The 17,612-nt window shown below is 65.7% G+C and carries 15 protein-coding genes; 5 read left to right on the forward strand and 10 right to left on the reverse strand.

The window, feature by feature from the left end; genetic code table 11:
- Positions 1 to 4: 4 nt before the first annotated feature.
- A complete protein-coding gene (locus ABZ677_RS12140; RefSeq protein ID WP_358369548.1) occupies positions 5 to 778 on the reverse strand; it encodes a fumarylacetoacetate hydrolase family protein in 774 nt (257 codons plus the stop codon).
- Positions 779 to 908: 130 nt separating this feature from the next.
- Between ABZ677_RS12140 and ABZ677_RS12145 the strand changes: the two genes are divergently transcribed.
- A complete protein-coding gene (locus ABZ677_RS12145; RefSeq protein WP_358369551.1) occupies positions 909 to 2,132 on the forward strand; it encodes an MFS transporter in 1,224 nt (407 codons plus the stop codon).
- 81 nt (positions 2,133 to 2,213) lie between these two features.
- On the opposite strand, the gene ABZ677_RS12150 is transcribed toward ABZ677_RS12145, so the two are convergent.
- The 5 genes from ABZ677_RS12150 to ABZ677_RS12170 all read right to left on the reverse strand — a co-directional run bounded on the left by ABZ677_RS12150 (position 2,214) and on the right by ABZ677_RS12170 (position 8,571).
- Positions 2,214 to 3,224, reverse strand: coding sequence for a 3-isopropylmalate dehydrogenase (locus tag ABZ677_RS12150; protein ID WP_358369554.1), 1,011 nt, complete (start codon positions 3,222 to 3,224; stop codon positions 2,214 to 2,216).
- Between the two features lie 49 nt (positions 3,225 to 3,273).
- Positions 3,274 to 4,869 (reverse strand): phosphoglycerate dehydrogenase, encoded by a 1,596-nt coding sequence (serA, locus tag ABZ677_RS12155; protein ID WP_037189733.1) that lies wholly within the window; start codon positions 4,867 to 4,869, stop codon positions 3,274 to 3,276.
- A gap of 184 nt (positions 4,870 to 5,053) precedes the next feature.
- Positions 5,054 to 6,055, reverse strand: a complete 1,002-nt coding sequence (ilvC, locus tag ABZ677_RS12160) for a ketol-acid reductoisomerase (RefSeq protein WP_170944858.1) — start codon at positions 6,053 to 6,055, stop codon at positions 5,054 to 5,056.
- Between the two features lie 60 nt (positions 6,056 to 6,115).
- Positions 6,116 to 6,619 carry an acetolactate synthase small subunit gene (ilvN, locus tag ABZ677_RS12165; RefSeq protein ID WP_032397758.1) on the reverse strand — a complete coding sequence of 168 codons (504 nt, stop codon included), beginning with the start codon at positions 6,617 to 6,619 and terminating at the stop codon, positions 6,116 to 6,118.
- Complete coding sequence (locus tag ABZ677_RS12170; RefSeq protein WP_358369558.1) at positions 6,616 to 8,571, reverse strand: acetolactate synthase large subunit; 1,956 nt, start codon at positions 8,569 to 8,571, stop codon at positions 6,616 to 6,618. The genes ilvN and ABZ677_RS12170 overlap by 4 nt, the downstream gene beginning before the upstream one ends.
- Positions 8,572 to 8,828: 257 nt before the next feature.
- Between ABZ677_RS12170 and ABZ677_RS12175 the strand changes: the two genes are divergently transcribed.
- Entirely contained in the window at positions 8,829 to 9,371 is a 543-nt protein-coding gene (locus ABZ677_RS12175; protein WP_230596226.1) for a PH domain-containing protein, read from the forward strand.
- 60 nt (positions 9,372 to 9,431) lie between these two features.
- On the forward strand, positions 9,432 to 11,273 hold the full coding sequence (gene ilvD, locus ABZ677_RS12180) for a dihydroxy-acid dehydratase (protein WP_358369562.1): 1,842 nt from the start codon (positions 9,432 to 9,434) through the stop codon (positions 11,271 to 11,273).
- 74 nt (positions 11,274 to 11,347) lie between these two features.
- Here ilvD and ABZ677_RS12185 read toward each other — a convergent pair whose 3' ends face one another.
- Positions 11,348 to 12,328: a DoxX family protein gene (locus ABZ677_RS12185; protein WP_358369565.1), complete on the reverse strand. Its 981-nt coding sequence runs from the start codon at positions 12,326 to 12,328 to the stop codon at positions 11,348 to 11,350.
- A 93-nt stretch (positions 12,329 to 12,421) separates the two neighbouring features.
- Between ABZ677_RS12185 and ABZ677_RS12190 the strand changes: the two genes are divergently transcribed.
- Entirely contained in the window at positions 12,422 to 13,570 is a 1,149-nt protein-coding gene (locus ABZ677_RS12190; RefSeq protein ID WP_358369568.1) for a PQQ-dependent sugar dehydrogenase, read from the forward strand.
- A 60-nt stretch (positions 13,571 to 13,630) separates the two neighbouring features.
- Here ABZ677_RS12190 and gatB read toward each other — a convergent pair whose 3' ends face one another.
- Complete coding sequence (gene gatB, locus ABZ677_RS12195; protein ID WP_037189745.1) at positions 13,631 to 15,142, reverse strand: Asp-tRNA(Asn)/Glu-tRNA(Gln) amidotransferase subunit GatB; 1,512 nt, start codon at positions 15,140 to 15,142, stop codon at positions 13,631 to 13,633.
- A 192-nt stretch (positions 15,143 to 15,334) separates the two neighbouring features.
- Here gatB and ABZ677_RS12200 point away from each other — a divergent pair, with 192 nt between their 5' ends.
- Positions 15,335 to 15,799, forward strand: coding sequence for an acyl-CoA thioesterase (locus ABZ677_RS12200; RefSeq protein ID WP_170946068.1), 465 nt, complete (start codon positions 15,335 to 15,337; stop codon positions 15,797 to 15,799).
- Between the two features lie 14 nt (positions 15,800 to 15,813).
- Here ABZ677_RS12200 and ABZ677_RS12205 read toward each other — a convergent pair whose 3' ends face one another.
- Entirely contained in the window at positions 15,814 to 16,845 is a 1,032-nt protein-coding gene (locus ABZ677_RS12205) for an ATP-dependent 6-phosphofructokinase (RefSeq protein ID WP_032397750.1), read from the reverse strand.
- A 101-nt stretch (positions 16,846 to 16,946) separates the two neighbouring features.
- A complete protein-coding gene (locus tag ABZ677_RS12210) occupies positions 16,947 to 17,609 on the reverse strand; it encodes a response regulator transcription factor (protein WP_358369572.1) in 663 nt (220 codons plus the stop codon).
- Between the last annotated feature and the right edge of the window lie 3 nt (positions 17,610 to 17,612).

Here is a 17,612-nt window from a genome sequence, read left to right on the forward strand (position 1 = left end):
CGCCCTACTTCTTCGCTGCGACGGGGTTGGTCAGGGTACCGATTCCCTCGACGGTGATCGACACGCTGTCTCCGTCGGTGATGGGTCCGACTCCCTCGGGGGTTCCGGTGAGAATGACGTCTCCGGGGAGCAGCGTCATCACTGCGGACACCCACTCGATGATCTTCGGAATGTCGTGCAGCAGAAGCGAAGTGCGACTCCGCTGCTTGACCACGCCGTCGACCTCGGTCTTGATCTCGAGATCGGTCGGGTCGAGTGAGGTCTCGATCCACGGCCCCAGTGGGCAGAAGGTGTCGTGTCCCTTGGCGCGAGTCCACTGTCCGTCGTGCTTCTGATGGTCGCGGGCCGAGACGTCGTTGGCGACGGTGTACCCGAGCACCACCTCGTGCGCCTTCGAGGCGGGGACGTCCTTGCACGGACGGCCGATGACGATCGCCAGTTCGCCCTCGAAGTGGACCTCGCTCGAGGACGGTGGCAGCACGATGGCCGCACCGGGGCCGACGATGGAGGTGTTCGGCTTGATGAAGATCACGGGATCCTTCGGTGCCTCACCGCCCATCTCGGCCGCGTGCGCGGCGTAGTTCTTACCGATGGCGATGACCTTGCTGGCGAGGATGGGCGCGAGCAGTCGCACATCGGCCAGCGGCCACGACCGACCCGTGAACGTGGGTGTGCCGAAGGGATGTTCGGCGATTTCCTTCGCAGTCTGCGAGTCGCCCTCACCTTCGATACTCACGAATGCCACACCATCAGGACTTGCAATTCGACCGAGACGCATGTCGGAAGTCTATCGACATGCGTGGTGTGCACTCCGCCACCGTCCGTTCAGCGCGATTCGGGCCGGTGTAGGGTCGATCTCCGGTACCACATTGCAAGAACATACGTCCATATATTGAGATGGAGAACTGATGGACGCCACCGCGCAGCTGTCCGACATCGGCGAGTTCAGGCGATGGTTCATGCTTGCCCTCGGCATGCTCGCGCAGACCGCAGGCGCGGTGTTCATCAACGGCGCAGCGTTTCTCATTCCCGCCTTGCACGACGACCGCGGCCTGAGCCTGCCCGCCGCCGGACTCGTCGTCGCCATGCCCACCGTGGGCATCATGTTCACCCTGATCGCCTGGGGTGTGTTGGTCGATCGAATCGGCGAAAGACTGGTACTCGCAGTCGGGCTCGGTCTGACGGCGCTCGCCGCCGTAGCCGCCGTGTTCACCTCCTCCATTCCCCTGCTGGCAATCCTGCTCCTGCTGGGCGGTATGGCCGCGGCGAGTGCGAACAGCGCCAGCGGACGCGTGGTGGTCGGCTGGTTCCCACCGCAGCGTCGTGGATTGGCCATGGGAATCAGGCAGATGTCGGTCCCTCTCGGCGTTGCCATCGCGGCCCTGACCATCCCACCCATCGCCCGGGACCACGGCGTCGGTGCAGCATTGCTCGTACCCGCCGCCGTGTGCGCAATTGCCGCACTGATGTGTCTCGCGGTGGTCGACCCCCCGCGTCCGAATCGCATCGATGCGGCGGAGCAGGGTCTGCTCGACAATCCGTACCGAGGCAGCAGGCAGCTGTGGCGCATTCACGCCACCTCGATCCTGTTGGTGGTGCCGCAGTACGTGGTCTGGACGTATGCGCTCGTATGGCTGATGACCGACCGAGGATGGACGGCTGCGGCGGCGGGAGTCCTCGTCACGGCGACGCAGATTCTCGGTGCACTGGGCCGGATGAGCGTCGGTGCGTTGTCCGATCGGGTCGGCAGCCGCATGCGGCCCCTCCGGTGGGTCGCGGTGACTGCCGCCGTCAGCATGATCGGACTCGGGGTGGCCGACTGGTTCGACTCCCCTGTCGCGATCGTCATGCTCGTCGTCGCGTCGGTCGCCACCGTTGCCCCGAACGGTCTTGCCTTCACCGCTGTTGCCGAGATATCGGGACCGTATTGGAGCGGCCGCGCCCTCGGCGTGCAGAACACGAGTCAGTACGTGTTCGCGTCGGCCGTGCCGCCGGTGTTCGGGGCACTTGCGGCGGTCAGCTTTCCCATCGCATTCCTGGTGTCGGCGATCTTCCCCGCACTCTCCGTGCCGATCGTCCCCGACGATCCACGTCCCGAGGTTCCCGACGAGAAGGCCGACAGCACCGGCTGATCCAGCACGGCTGCGGTGCCCGAGAAACACGGAATGCCACGGTGGCCGGTCGGCCTACCGTGGCATTTCGTGTCGGTCCAGTTACAGGCGAGCGGCGATTCGTGCGCCGATGTCCTTCGTGGACGCTGTGGTGGTTCCTCGCTCGGCGAGGTCCGCTGCGACAGCGGCTTCCACACGCGCCGCTCCTGCCGCGTCGCCGAGATGATCGAGTAGCAGCGACACCGACAGGATGGCAGCGGTCGGATCGGCCTTCTGCTGCCCTGCGATGTCAGGCGCGCTGCCGTGCACCGGCTCGAACATGCTCGGATTGGTACCGGTCGCATCGATGTTTCCGCTTGCGGCCAAACCGATTCCACCGGTCACCGCCGCCGAGAGGTCGGTCACGATGTCGCCGAACAGATTGTCGGTGACGATGACGTCGAACCGGCCCGGATCGGTCACGAGGTGAATCATCGCGGCATCGATGTGCTGGTATGCGATCTCGACGTCCGGGAACTCCGCCGCGACCTCGTCCACCGTGCGGGCCCAGAGGCTGCCTGCGAACGTGAGCACATTGGTCTTGTGCAGCAGCGTCAGATGCTTGCGTCGAGTCAGAGCACGCTCGAAACCGTTGCGCACCACCCGTTCGACGCCGTAGCGGGTGTTGACACTGACCTCGGTGGCCACCTCGTGCGGTGTGCCGACGCGAAGTGCTCCACCGTTTCCGGTGTACGGACCCTCGGTGCCCTCACGCACGACCACGACGTCGATCTGCTTGTCACCGGCCAGCGGGCCGACCACTCCGGGGTACAGCTTGGCCGGGCGCAGATTGATGTGGTGATCGAGCTCGAACCGAGCTCGCAACAGCAGTCCACGCTCGAGCACGCCGCTCGGTACCGACGGATCTCCGATGGCTCCCAACAGAATTGCGTCGTGCTCACGCAGTTCCGCCAACACCGAGTCCGGCAGCAGTTCTCCGGTGGCGTTGTAGCGACGCGCACCGAGGTCGTACTCGGTCTTCTCGGCACCGGGTGCAACCACATCGAGCACGGCGAGCGCCTCGGTGACGACCTCGGGTCCGATTCCGTCCCCGGCGATGACGGCCAGCTTCATCTCACTCCTCGTGATTGTTCGACGTCGTTCGATCGACTGCGAGCGATGCTCAGGACAGATCGACCAGCTCGATGGTGGACGCGCCGACCGCGGTGGCGATGCTCGCACTCAACTCGGCCGGAACGTCCTTGTCGACGCGCAGCAGAATCGTTGCACCGTCGCCCTCGGAGTCCTGGCTCAGTGCGGCGGCCTGGATGTCGATGCCGGCGTCGCCGAGCAGGGTGCCGATCCGGCCGAGGCTGCCGGGCTGATCCGCGTAGTTGACGATGAGGTTCTTGCCTTCGGCACGAAGGTCGAAGTTACGACCGTTGATGTTGACGATCTTCTCGACCTGCGTGGTGCCGGTCAGAGTGCCCGCGACGTTGAGCACCGAGCCGTCGCCGTAGACGGCGCGGATGTCGACGACACTGCGGTGGTTCTCGCTCTCGGACGCGGTCGTGACCTCGGCGGTCACGCCACGCTCCTCGGCGAGCGACGGGGCGTTGACGAACGTGACCGAGTCCTCGATGACGGCGGAGAACAGTCCGCGCAGCGCCGAGAGCTTGAGGATCTCGACGTCCTCGGTGGCGAGTTCGCCGCGTACGTCGACCGACAGCGACGTGGGAAGTTCGGTGGACAGAGCGCCGAGCAGTACACCCTGCTTACGCACGATCTCGAGCCACGGGGAGACCTCCTCGCCCACGGCACCACCCTTGACGTTGACGGCGTCGGGCACGAATTCGCCTGCGAGAGCGAGCAGTACCGACTTGGCCACGTCGGTGCCCGCGCGGTCCTGGGCTTCGGTCGTCGACGCGCCGAGGTGCGGGGTGACGACGACCTGGGGCAGCTCGAACAGGGGGCTGTCGGTGCACGGCTCGGAGGCGTAGACGTCGATTCCGGCGGCGAAGACGTGGCCACTGGTGATGGCGTCGGCCAGGGCCTGCTCGTCGACCAGTCCACCGCGAGCGGCGTTGACGACGATGACACCGGGCTTGGTCTTGGCCAGGGCTTCCTTGCCGATGATTCCCTTGGTCTCGGGGGTCTTCGGCAGGTGAACCGAGAACATGTCGGCGCGCTCGAGCAGCTCGTCCAGGCTCACCAGTTCGATGCCGAGCTGGGCGGCACGCGCGGCCGAGACGTAGGGGTCGTAGGCGATGATGTGGGTCTCGAATGCAGCGAGACGCTGTGCGAACAGCTGACCGATGCGGCCGAGTCCGACGACGCCGACGGTCTTGCCGAAGATCTCGACACCGTTGAACTTGCTGCGCTTCCACTCGTGCTGACGCAGAGTGGCGTCGGCAGCGGGAATCTGGCGTGCGGCCGACAGCAGCAGCGTCACGGCATGCTCGGCGGCGGTGTGGATGTTGGAGGTCGGGGCGTTGACGACGAGGACACCGCGCTCGGTGGCTGCGGGAACGTCGACGTTGTCCAGGCCGACACCGGCGCGGGCGACGATCTTGAGCTTGGTTCCGGCGGCGAGAACCTCTGCGTCGACCGTGGTCGCGGAGCGCACCAGGATCGCGTCGGCCTCGGGAACCGCGGCGAGCAGCGCGGGGCGATCCGGGCCGTCGACCCAACGGACCTCGACGCCGTCGCCCAATGCCTCGACGGTGGACGGCGCAAGTTTGTCGGCGATCAGAACGACAGGACGGCCTGGCTGGCTCACGTGAAAAACTCCCTAGGTCGGTACGAGACTGTTGTCGGTGAAATTCGGAGCTGGTGCAGCAGAAACAGTTTAGAGGCCGGAGTCGCCGAACTGTGACGCCACCTGGTGCACGCACCGAAGGGCACCCCTACCGATGCAGGGGTGCCCTTCGATCAGCATGCGTGAGAACGTGATTCGATGAGAATCAGGCCGTCTCGGTGATCGGGCGATCGACCCAGCTCATCAGGTCGCGCAGCTTCTTGCCGGTGACCTCGATGGGGTGCTCGGCGTTGGCCTTGCGCAGGCCTTCGAGCTCGGTGTTGCCGTTCTCGACGTTGGCGACCAGGCGACGGGTGAACTCACCCGACTGGATGTCGGCCAGGATGGCCTTCATGCGCTCCTTGGTGCCTGCGTCGATGACGCGCGGTCCCGAGAGGTAGCCGCCGAACTCCGCGGTGTCGGACACCGAGTAGTTCATCCGAGCGATGCCGCCCTCGTACATGAGGTCGACGATGAGCTTGAGCTCGTGCAGAACCTCGAAGTACGCCATCTCGGGCGCGTAGCCGGCCTCGACCATGACCTCGAAGCCCGTCTTGACGAGCTCTTCGGTGCCACCGCACAGCACGGCCTGCTCGCCGAAGAGGTCGGTCTCGGTCTCTTCCTTGAACGTGGTCTTGATGACGCCTGCGCGCGTTCCACCGATGCCCTTGGCCCAGGACAGAGCCAGTGCCTGACCTTCGCCCTTGGGGTCCTGGTCGATGGCGATGAGCGCGGGAACACCCTTGCCGTCGACGAACTGGCGACGCACGAGGTGGCCGGGGCCCTTGGGTGCGACCATGCCGACGGTGACGAACTCCGGAGCCTTGATCAGGTCGAAGTGGATGTTGAGGCCGTGGCCGAAGAACAGCGCGTCGCCGTCCTTCAGGTTGGGCTCGATCTCCTCGGAGAAGATCTTGGCCTGCGCGGTATCCGGTGCGAGCACCATGATCACGTCGGCCCATTCGGACACCTCGGCGGGAGTGCCGACCTTCAGGCCCTGCTCCTCCGCCTTGGCGCGGGACTTCGAGCCCGCTGCCAGGCCGATGCGCACATCGACACCGGAGTCGCGCAGGCTCAGCGAGTGCGCGTGGCCCTGGCTTCCGTAACCGATCACAGCGACCTTGCGGCCCTGGATGATCGACAGATCAGCATCGTCGTCGTAGAACATCTCGACTGCCACTGTTTGTAACCTTTCCTCTTCGATTTCGCTGAAAATCACGTCCGTCGCTCAGCGCGACGCTGTGATCGATTTCGGTCCACGTCCGACGGCAACGACTCCCGACTGAACTATTTCTCGAATTCCATAGGGGTCCAACATCTTCAGCAACGCATCGAGCTTCGAGCGGGTGCCCGTCGCCTCGACCGTCACGGCCTCGGGAGACACGTCGATCACCTTGGCGCGGAACAGGTTCACCGTTTCGATGACCTCACTGCGCACACTGGCGTCGGCGCGGACCTTGATCAGCACCAACTCGCGAGCCACCGAGGAATCGTCGTCCTGCTCGACGATCTTGATGACGTTGATGAGCTTGTTGAGCTGCTTGGTCACCTGCTCGAGCGGGAACTCGTCGACGGTCACCACGATCGTCATCCGCGAGATCTCGGGAATCTCGGTGCCGCCGACGGCAAGCGAGGAGATGTTGAATCCACGGCGCGAGAACAGCGCGGCGACGCGGGCCAGCACACCTGGCTTGTCCTCGACGAGGACGCTGAGGGTATGGCTCGTGCTCACTTGTCGGTGCCTTTCACGTCGTCGATCTGCGGGTGCGGGGCCTGCTCGCGCTCCATGGCCTCGTCGAGGCCGGGCTCACTGCCCACGGTCTCGTCCTCGTCGAACAGCGGACGGATTCCGCGGGCGGCCATGATCTCGTCGTTGCCGGTTCCGGCAGCCACCATCGGCCACACCTGCGCGTCGGCTCCGACGATGAAATCGATGACGACCGGACGATCATTGATCGCTCGTGCCTGCGCGATCACCGCATCGACGTCCTCTTCCCGCTCGCACCGCAGCCCGACGCAACCCAGCGCCTCCGCGAGCTTCACGAAATCGGGGATGCGGACGGCACCGTGCGTACCGAGATTGGTGTTGGAGTAACGCTCCTCGTAGAACAGTGTCTGCCACTGGCGGACCATGCCGAGGTTGCCGTTGTTGATGAGTGCAACCTTGATCGGGATGCCCTCGACCGCACAGGTCGCGAGTTCCTGGTTGGTCATCTGGAAGCATCCGTCACCGTCGATGGCCCACACCTCGGCGTCGGGGAGGCCTCTCTTGGCACCCATTGCGGCCGGGACCGCGTACCCCATCGTGCCGAGGCCACCCGAGTTGAGCCACGTACGCGGCTTCTCGTAGCTGATGAACTGTGCGGCCCACATCTGGTGCTGACCGACGCCTGCGCAGTAGATCGCGTCGGGTCCGGCGAACTTGCCGACCGAGCTGATGACGAACTCCGGTGACATCGATCCGTCGGACGGGCGGTCGTAGCTCAGCGGGTAGGTCTTGCGGATGCCGTTCAGGTAGACCCACCACTGCTCGAGATCGAGCGTGGTTCCGGTCGCGCGGTCGGCCCGCAGCGCCTCGATGAGCTCGGTGATGACCTCACGGCAGTCGCCCACGATCGGCACGTCCGCGTAGCGGTTCTTGCCGATCTCGGCCGGGTCGATGTCGGCGTGGATGACCTTGGCGTTCGGCGCGAACGACGAGAGCTGACCGGTGACGCGGTCGTCGAACCGGGCTCCGAGCGTGATCAGCAGATCGCTGCGCTGCAGCGCGGCGACTGCAGCGACGGTGCCGTGCATTCCCGGCATTCCGAGGTTCTGATTGTGCGAGTCGGGAAACACACCGCGAGCCATCAGAGTGGTCACGACCGGAATCCCGGTCAGTTCGGCCAGCTCGAGCAGCTCTGCCGAGGCGTTGGCCTTGATGACGCCGCCGCCGACGTACAGCACCGGCTGCTTGGCGTCGGCGATGTAGCGGGCTGCTTCGCGGACCTGCTTGCCGTGCGGCTTGGTCACCGGACGGTAGCCGGGCAGACGCATCTCCGGCGGCCACGAGAACGTGGTCTGCGCCTGCAGCACGTCCTTGGGGATGTCGACGAGCACGGCACCGGGGCGGCCCGAGGAAGCGATGTAGAACGCCTCGGCCATGATGCGCGGGATGTCGGCACCGTCGGTGATGAGGAAGTTGTGCTTGGTGACCGGCATCGTGATACCCGAGATGTCGGCTTCCTGGAAGCCGTCCGTCCCGATCAGGCTGCGGGCGACCTGACCGGTGATCGCGACGACGGGAACCGAATCCATCTGAGCGTCGGCGAGCGGAGTCACGAGGTTGGTCGCGCCCGGACCGGACGTTGCCATGCAGACGCCGACCTTGCCGGTCGCCTGGGCGTAGCCGGTCGCGGCGTGGCCCGCACCCTGCTCGTGGCGCACCAGAATGTGGCGCACCTTCACGGAGTCGAAGAGCGGGTCGTAGACCGGGAGAACCGCGCCTCCGGGAATGCCGAATACGGTGTCGACGTCGAGTTCTTCGAGGGCCCGAACGACCGACTGTGCGCCGGTGACCTTCTCCGGCGCGACGTGGCGTCGCGATCCGTTGGTCGCCGCTTCTGCGGACGGGCTGGTCGACGGGCTGGACGCTGTCCCCGACTTACGGGTCGTGGGCCCTGGGCGTGCGGTTGGTGCGCTCACTGATTGCTTCCTCAGGAATGTGAAATTGCTGGGCGATCTCTGGGCAAGAAAAAACCCCCGTCAGCGTGAGCTGTACGAGGGTGGCGCGTCGATGCGAGTTTGAACAACCGGCTCAGGCGTTGACGCGCCGGCCGATTACGAGTATCCAATTCCGCTTCACGCGCTCGACGGTAGGCGCGCGCACAGGGAAGAGTCAAACTCGTCACGACGCAATCCCATTATGTGAGATCGCGTAGATGCAATGCGAAGATGAATGGGTGTCGTCTTCGCAGCAGTCCGAACCACCTCGGCCATCATCCCACACCGCACCCGAGTCACCGAACGGTGCCGAGGGACCGCAACCATCGAGAACGCAGGTCATCCGAGTCCCGCGCCTCGCGCTCCTCGGCGTGGGACTGCTGCTGTTCGGCACGGGACTGACCGCCGCCAGCTGGCCCGTGGCCATGGGATGGCTGCTGATCCTGCCGATCGTCGCGGGCATCTGGGTGTTTCGAGTGCGCACGGTCATCTCCCCGGAGGCGATCACGGCTCGACGGTTCGTGGGTTCGGACGTGATCGCGTGGGAATCGGTGGCGGGTCTGCACTTCCCGGATCGTCGCTGGGCGCGGGTGGTTCTGACCGACAAGAGCGAGAAGTCGTTGCCGCTCGTGCGTTTCGATCTACTCCCCCAACTCGCTGCGGCCAGCGGGGGCCGCATCACCGATCCCTACGCAGCGGCCGCGGCCGCTGCCGAGGATCGAGACCGTGCGGAGGCCGAGAACGCCGAGGAAGACGGCGAGCAGGCACCGAAGGAGCAGTAGCGGGCGGCGAGTAATCTCGTCGATGCGAGAAACCGCTGCAACGAACGAGGACTACGCACTATGCCGCCGCTACGCTCACGGGTCACCACTGTCGGACGCAATGCCGCGGGCGCACGCTCGCTGTGGCGCGCCACCGGAATGACCGATTCGGATTTCGGAAAACCCATCGTCGCCATCGCGAACTCGTACACCCAGTTCGTCCCCGGCCACGTGCATCTGAAGAACGTCGGCGAGATCGTCGCCGATGCCGTACGGGCGGCAGGCGGCGTCCCCCGGGAGTTCCACACCATCGCCGTCGACGACGGGATCGCCATGGGCCACGGCGGGATGTTGTATTCGCTGCCCAGCCGCGAGATCATCGCCGACTCCGTCGAGTACATGGCCAACGCCCACACCGCCGACGCTCTCGTCTGCATATCCAACTGCGACAAGATCACCCCCGGCATGCTCAATGCAGCGATGCGCCTGAATATCCCGGCCGTCTTCGTCTCCGGTGGACCGATGGAGGCAGGCAAGGCTGTCATCGTCGACGGCGTCGCGCAGGCACCGACCGACCTGATCACCGCGATCTCCGCCAGCGCCAACGACGCCGTGTCCGAGGCCGGCCTCGACGAGGTCGAGCGCAGCGCGTGCCCCACGTGCGGGTCGTGCTCGGGCATGTTCACGGCGAACTCGATGAACTGCCTCACCGAGGCGCTCGGCCTGGCATTGCCCGGCAACGGCTCCACCCTCGCCACGCATCAGGCCCGCCGAGCGCTGTTCACGCGCGCCGGCACCACCATCGTCGAGGCAGCGTTGAAGTACTACCGCGACGAGGACGAATCCGTACTCCCGCGCAACATCGCCACTCCGGCCGCGTTCCGCAATGCCATGGCTCTCGACGTCGCGATGGGCGGATCGACCAATACGGTGCTGCACACCCTCGCAGCCGCACAGGAGGGCGAGGTCGACTTCGACCTCGACACCATCGACGCCATCAGCCGCAAGGTTCCGTGCCTGTCGAAGGTCTCTCCCAATTCCGACTACCACATGGAAGACGTGCACCGCGCCGGCGGAATCCCGGCGCTCCTCGGCGAACTGCGGCGCGCGAACCTGCTGGAGACCGACGTCTCGACCGTGCACACGAAGAGCTTCGACGACTGGCTCGACACCTGGGACATCCGCTCCGGCAAGGCATCTGCCGAGGCCGTCGAGTTGTTCCACGCCGCACCGGGCGGTGTCCGCACCGTCGAACCGTTCTCCACGGGCAACCGCTGGTCCTCGCTCGACACCGACGCCGCGGGCGGCTGCATCCGCGATCTCGAACACGCCTACACGGTCGAGGGTGGCCTGGTGGTACTCCGCGGCAACATCGCCGTCGACGGTGCGATCCTCAAGACCGCAGGCATCGACGAGGACCTGTTCTCCTTCCAGGGCCCGGCATTGGTCGTCGAGTCCCAGGAAGAAGCGGTCTCGGCCATCCTGCAGAAGAAGATTCGGCCCGGTGACGTACTGGTCGTCCGCTACGAGGGGCCCAAGGGCGGTCCGGGCATGCAGGAGATGCTGCACCCGACGGCGTTTCTCAAGGGTGCCGGACTGGGCAAGGTCTGCGCACTGATCACCGACGGCCGCTTCTCCGGCGGAACCTCGGGACTGTCGATCGGACACATCTCCCCCGAGGCCGCCGCCGGCGGTGTGATCGGGCTGGTCGAGAACGGCGACCAGGTCCGGATCGACGTCGCCACCCGCACCCTCGAGATCCTCGTCGACGACGAGACCCTCGAGACGCGACACGCGAAGATGAACGCGTCCGAGCGACCGTGGCAGCCGGTGGACCGTCAGCGCACGGTCACCACCGCTCTGCGCGCATACGCCGCGCTGGCGACATCAGCGGACAAGGGTGCCGTTCGCTACGTCCCCTGAGGGTGAAACGCGCGTGAGCGGAACTTCGTAGCAGGCTACGAAGTTCCGCTCACGTGGTCGGGTCGGTATCCGGGTCAGCGGACGACGGGGTTGGCCCCGTTGAGGAAGATCCAGATGCACACGCCTGCGGCGATGCCGACGACGAGCGCGAGGAAGGAACCGATCCGCGGCCGGGTGGCCCATCCGCGTCGGCCGTCGAACGCGATCTTTCCCGGGCCCGTGAGGATGATCGCGGCAGCGGCGAAGCCGAGAACCGTCTCGTACTCCACGCCGCCGGTGCCGGAGAATTGCAATCCGGGCTCGACGGCCTGCTTGAAGCACCAAGCGTTGATGATCGTGGCCAGCACGGCCGCGCCTGCCAGTGGTGTTGCCAGACCCAGGATCAGCAGCGCTCCGCCGAGGGTTTCGCCCGCCGCGGCCGCGATCGCGAGGATTTCCGAGTAGCGGAATCCCGAGGTCTCCAACAGGTTCTGAAATCCGTCGAGGCCGGGGCCGTCCCACAGTCCGACGAGCTTCTGCAGTCCGTGACCGAGAAACACCGCGCCAATGGTGACGCGCAGGACGAACAGGCCGAGGTCGGTGCTGCCGCGACGGGCAGGAACCTCGACGGTCTCGGTACGGATCTCGGGCTCCGGAGCGACGGCTGCCGCAGGCGCCGCGGCTGCGGTGGTACCGAGGTACGCAGTCGAGTTGTCGGAATACGCACTCGACGACGTGGTGTCGGAGGCAGACTTGCGATCGGTCGGCGAATCGGCGAAGGCCGACGGTCGATAGGTCTGCATCTTCTCCGTGGGCTGTGCATCGGCCGAGCGTGCGTCGGACGACGACGACGAGTACGGAAAGTCGAGTTCGTCGTCGGTTCGCGGCAGTCGGTCCGAGCGCTGGGCACCGAACGCGGTGGTCGGCGTACCCGAGGTATCGGTGCGGTCGGACGCCGACGTCTCGGAGGTGGAGCGCGAGGAGGGTGGAATCTTCTCCGTGGGATTGTCGTACGGACTTTCGGCTGGTTCGTACGACGTATCCGGCCGGTTGGGGTCGCGCGGTGTATCGGTCACCTCTCCACACTAGAGCCGAAGTGCGCTCCTCACCGACGTTGACGCTCACGGCCGCGTGGCGAGTCTCCCTCGACGTTCCGTACCGTTCGAAGCATGAAGCCGGTCGGAGCGTCGCCACGAACTGCAACCGCTGCCGTCGTCGCCCTGACGATGACCGCTGCCCTGCTCGCCGGGTGCGCCCGATTCGACGACTCGAATACGTCGCCGTTCACTCCTGCGCCGGAGGTGGGCGCGGCCGAGCTGGAGCCGACGACCCCCAGTGAGACGCCGCAGCCGTCCGATCCCAACGCACCGCCCCCGCCGACCGGCCCGTGTGTCGACCCCGATCCCTCGGTGATCGCGACATGCCTGGACACCACGGGCGGACTCGTTGCGCTCCCCGACGGACAGTCGGCGCTGGTTGCCGAACGCCGCACGGGTCGCATCATGGAGGTCGCTGCCGGCCGGACGCCGGTCGAGGTGGCCCGAATCGATGTCGACGGCACCGGTGACGGCGGCCTTCTCGACATCGCGCTGTCTCCCACGTACAACGAGGACGGGTTGCTCTACGCCCTCATCACCACGTCCGCGGACACCAGAGTGGTCCGACTCGCTCAGGGCGATGTGCCCAAGGACATCCTGACCGGAATTCCCCGCGGCGCGTCGGGCAATCGCGGGGCGATCGACTTCTACACGCCGAACGAACTACTCGTCCTCACCGGCGACAACGGTGATCCAGCTGCCGCTGCGAGCCCGAACTCCTTGTCCGGCAAGTTGTTACGGGTGACTTCACTGTCTCCGTCGACGAACCCCCCGCGGCCGCAGATCGCACTGAGCGGCATCGGTACGGCCGGCGACGTCTGCACCGACGGCACCGGAAACATCTACGTCACCGACCGCACCGCGATCGAGGATCGCCTGCAGCGCATCGACTCGCTGGGCGCAGTATTCAACCCTGTGTGGACGTGGCCGGACCGTCCGGGTGTTGCCGGATGCGCAGCGGGAGAAGGTGGAGTGGCGGTTGCACTCACAACGGCCAAAGCTGTTGCAGCACTGACCACGGACGCGAACACCGGAGCTGTCTCGGCCGAACCGACACTGCTGATCCAGGACGAGTACGGCCAGTTGAACGGCGCGACGAGCTCGGCCGATGGACAGATCCTGGTGGGCACCGTCAACAAGAACGGTGCGGAGCCCGGACCCACCGACGACCGCGTCGTCAAAGTGCCGTTCCCCGGCGGCGGCGGAGGCGGCTTCGACTGAACGAGAAACGACCGAGGCCGAGCGCGTATCGCGCTCGGCCTCGGTCGTTCTCCGTCGTGATCAGGGCTGGCCGCAGGCCTCGAGTACGAGTTCCTTGACGCGAGCGGCATCGGCTTGGCCGCGTGTCGCCTTCATCACCGCGCCGACGATGGCCCCGGCGGCCTGCACCTTGCCGCTGCGGATCTTCTCGACCACACCGGGATTCGCTGCGAGCGCCTCGTCCACGGCGGCCTGCAACTTGGTGTCGTCCTTCTCCAGTACGAGATTGCGCGCAGCCATGACCTCTGCAGGCTCACCCTCGCCCGCCAGCACACCGTCCACGACCTGACGGGCACCGTTGTTGTTGAGCTTGCCGTCCGCGACCAACGCCGCCACCTCGGCGACCTGAGCGGGGGTGATCGACAGATCGGTCAGTTCGACTCCGGCGATGTTGGCCTGCTGCGCCAGGTACGACACCCACCACGACCGCGCCGCCTGCGCCGACGCACCCGCCTCGACCGTCGCGGCGACGAGCTCGAGCGCACCGGAGTTCACCAGATCGCGCATCTCCTCGTCGGAGACACCCCAGTCCTTCTGAATCCGACCGCGGCGCAACCACGGCAGCTCGGGCAACGTGGTCCGAAGCTCCTCGATCCACGCCGCGTCGGGAGCGACCGGCGCAAGATCGGGCTCGGGGAAGTAGCGGTAATCCTCGGCGGTCTCCTTCTTGCGGCCGGCGGTGGTGGTGCCGTCCGACTCCTGGAAGTGCCGAGTCTCCTGAGTCACCTCTCCGCCCGATTCGAGAACCGCTGCCTGACGCCGCATCTCGTACCGAACGGCAACCTCGACGCTCTTGAGCGAGTTGACGTTCTTCGTCTCGGTGCGCGTGCCGAATTCGGTTGCCGTCTTCTCCATCAGGGACACGTTGGCATCGCAGCGCAACGAGCCCTGATCCATCCGCACATCGGACACGTTCAGCGACTTCAACAGGTCACGCAGCGCGGTGACGTACGCCCGGGCGACCTCGGGTGCACGCGCACCGGTTCCCGTGATGGTCTTGGTCACGATCTCCACCAGCGGCACACCGGCACGGTTGTAATCGAGAAGCGAATGCGACGCCCCCTCGATACGGCCGGTAGCCCCGCCGACGTGCGTCGACTTACCGGTGTCCTCCTCCATGTGCGCGCGCTCGATCTCGACTCGAAACGTACTGCCGTCATCGAGCAGCACATCGAGGTAGCCCTCGGTCGCGATGGGCTCGTCGTACTGCGAGATCTGATAGTTCTTCGGCTGATCCGGATAGAAGTAGTTCTTGCGAGCGAACCGTCCCCACGGGGTGATCGAGCAGTTGAGCGCCAGCCCGATCCGAATCGCCGACTCCACCGCAGCAGCGTTCACCACCGGAAGCGCACCGGGAAGGCTCAGGCACACCGGGCACACCTGAGTGTTCGGCTCGGCACCGAACTCGGTGGGGCAGCCGCAGAACATCTTGGTCGCCGTGCCCAACTCCACATGGACCTCCATGCCCAACACGGGGTCGAACTTGGCGAGCACATCGTCGTAATCGATCAAATCGACGGTTGCAGCAGTCATGGTCAGTAGTTTATGCACCGACTACCTGGGTCGTTCCTGCAGGCTCCACTCGCGCTACCTGAGTCGTTCCTGCAGGCTCCACTCGCGCTACCTGGGTCGTTCCTGCAGGCTCCACTCCCGTACGACGCGCGAGTAACCACGTGCACTCGTTACCGTGCACGGGTGACTCCCCCAGAGAAACAGACACTGGCCATGACAGTGCTGATGACACCCGACATGGCCAACTTCTCCGGCAATGTCCACGGCGGCACGATTCTGAAGTTCCTGGACCAGGTGGCGTACGCCTGCGCCAGTCGCTACGCCGGGGCCTACGTCGTCACTCTGTCGGTCGACCGCGTCGTGTTTCGCGAACCCATCCACGTCGGAGAGCTGGTCACGTTCTCTGCGTCGGTCAACTACACCGGCCGTACCTCCATGGAGGTCGGCATCCGAGTGGAAACCGAGAACATCCAGTGCGGTGAATTACGCCACACCAACAGCTGCTACTTCACCATGGTCGCGATCGGCGACGACGGCAAGCCGAAGACCCTGCCCCAGTTGACACCGACCACCGAGGTCGGTGCTCAGCGTTTCGAGGCCGCGCGGCGACGGCGCGAACTGCGCCGCGAGACCGAGGAACGTGAGGCCGAAATCCAGGAGGCAGCCGGTCGTATCTGACGGCTCACCGGGAGTCAGCCGAAGAACGCGGCTGCGTCGTCGTATCGGGTCTGCGGTACCCGCTTGAGTTGCTTGGTGGCCTCGGCCAGAGACACCAGGCCGATCTCGGTGCCGCGCAACGAGACCATCTTGCCGAAGTCTCCCGAATGGGCCGCATCGGTCGCGTTGACGCCGAATCGTGTTGCGAGAACGCGGTCGTACGGCGTCGGCGTTCCACCGCGCTGGACGTGGCCGAGCACCGTGGTGCGTACTTCCTTGTTGATGCGGCGCTCGATCTCGACACCGAGCTGGTGGGCAACCCCGGTGAAACGAACGTGGCCGAACTCGTCGATTCCGCCGTCGAGAAGCTTCATCGAGCCCTCCATCGGCTTGGCACCCTCGGCGACGACACAGATGAAGTGCGAGTCTCCACGCTGAAAACGCTTGCGCACCAACGTGCACACTTCTTCGACATCGAACGGCTGCTCGGGGATCAGTGTCATGTGCGAACCGGACGCCAGGCCTGCGTGCAGAGCGATCCACCCCGCGTGCCGACCCATCACCTCGACCAGCATCACGCGCTGATGGGATTCTGCGGTGCTGTGCAGACGGTCGATCGCATCGGTGGCGATCGTCAGCGCCGTGTCGAAGCCGAATGTGACGTCGGTGCAGTCGATGTCGTTGTCGATCGTCTTGGGCACACCGACAACGGGCACACCCTCCTCCGACAGCCACGCAGCAGCGGTGAGGGTCCCTTCACCACCGATCGGGATCAACACGTCGATGCCGTTGTCCTCGAGAGTCTGCTTGACCCGATCGAGTCCGGCGCGCAACACATCCGGATTGGTGCGCGCGGTGCCGAGCATCGTGCCGCCCTTGGTGAGCAACCGGTCGTTGCGGTCGTCGTTGCGCAGTTGCACCCGACGGTCTTCGAGAAGCCCGCGCCATCCGTCCTGGAAACCGACGACCGTGGAGCCGTACCGCGCGTCCGCGGTGCGTACGACTGCGCGAATCACCGCATTGAGCCCTGGGCAATCGCCGCCTCCGGTCAGAACTCCGATGCGCATCGATTTTCGCCTCTCTGCTCGCAGGTCCGTGAAGCGGACCCGGTGACGGACGTCAGCCTAATCGGGCGTGGGATGCTGCGCGCGTCGGTACCGTTCGGTCCTCACTTCGGTGTGACGACGCCGGTCTCGTAGGCCAGTACGACCGCCTGGGCGCGGTCGCGCAGTCCGAGCTTCGCGAGAACCTTGCCGACGTGCGTTTTCACGGTCTGCTCGGCCAGGAACAGTGAACCTGCTATCTCCGAGTTGGACATACCGGTCGCGATCAGTTCGAGAACCTCGCGTTCCCGCGGAGTCAGATCACTCAGACGCCGAGACGTGTGGCGCCGCGCTCCCCGACGGGAGGTGACGTCGGCGATGAGCCGTCTCGTCACCGACGGTGCCAGCAACGCGTCGCCTGCGGCGACGACCCGAACACCTCTGATCAACTCCTCGGCCGGCGCATCCTTGAGGAGAAAACCACTCGCTCCGAGAGCAAGAGCCTCGTAGACGTAATCGTCGATGTCGAACGTCGTCAGCATCAGAATGCGCACCGGCGACGGAAGTGACGCAGAGAGAATCGCCCGAGCAGCATCGAGACCGTTCATCTCGGGCATCCGGACGTCCATCAGCACCACGTCGGGCAACAGCCGGGCGACCTCGCTGACCGCGGTCCTGCCGTTGTCGGCGTCTCCGACCACCGAGATATCGGCTTGAGCACCGAGAAGTGCACCGAACCCCTGCCGCACCATTGCTTGGTCGTCGGCGATGAACACCGTTGTAGCCACGCG

The sequence above is a fragment of the Rhodococcus sp. NPDC006774 genome, from assembly GCF_040636045.1.
Taxonomy (GTDB): Bacteria; Actinomycetota; Actinomycetes; order Mycobacteriales; family Mycobacteriaceae; genus Rhodococcoides.